Source organism: Mesorhizobium sp. CNPSo 4670 (genome assembly GCF_057784235.1).
Window position 1 is genome coordinate 1 of the sequence record NZ_JBWJFQ010000076.1, and the last position, 726, is coordinate 726.

Annotated in this window: 1 protein-coding gene; it reads left to right on the forward strand. The window is 60.7% G+C overall.

The genetic code is table 11. From position 1 onward, the window contains the following. A partial coding sequence (locus AC0ZT5_RS35155; RefSeq protein ID WP_488500165.1) for an MFS transporter occupies window positions 1-726 on the forward strand: 726 nt, incomplete at both ends.

Consider the following 726-nt stretch of genomic DNA (forward strand, 5'->3'; position numbering starts at 1 on the left):
TCGCAGAGCATCCTGCTCGACATCTACAGCGTCGAAGAGCGTGGCTCGGCCATGGCGCTGTTCGGCGTTTCCATCATGGTCGGGCCGGTGCTCGGGCCGGTCATCGGCGGCTGGCTGACCGAAAATGTCAGCTGGCGCTGGGTCTTCTACATCAACGTCCCGATCGGCATGCTGGCTTTCGCCGGCGTGTCGATGTTCGTCCAGGAAACCAAGACCGACCTCAAGGCAAGGCTGGACTGGCTGGGTTTTGGCATGCTCAGCCTCACCATCGCTTCACTGCAGATGTTTCTCGATCGCGGCGAGCAGCTCAACTGGTTCTCGTCATCCGAGATCATCGTCGAGGCGCTGATCTGCGCGTCGGCCTTCTACATCTTCCTCGTCCACACCTTCACCGCCCGCAACTCGTTCGTGAACCCACGGCTCTTCCTCGACCGGAATTTCGTCGTCGGCATGGTCTTCATCTTCATCGTCGGCATCACCTACCTCGCCTCGCTGGCCTTGATGACGCCCTATCTGCAGACGCTGATGGGCTATCCGGTGGTGACGGCCGGCATCGTCATGGGGCCGCGTGGACTTGGTACGATGGCCTGCATGTTTCTGGTCGGCAGGCTGGTCGGCAAGGTGGATACGCGCTGGCTGCTCTTGACCGGTCTGCTCATCACCGCCTGGGCAATGTATGACATGACCGGCTGGACGCCTGATGTCTCGCAATGGACGATCATCAGC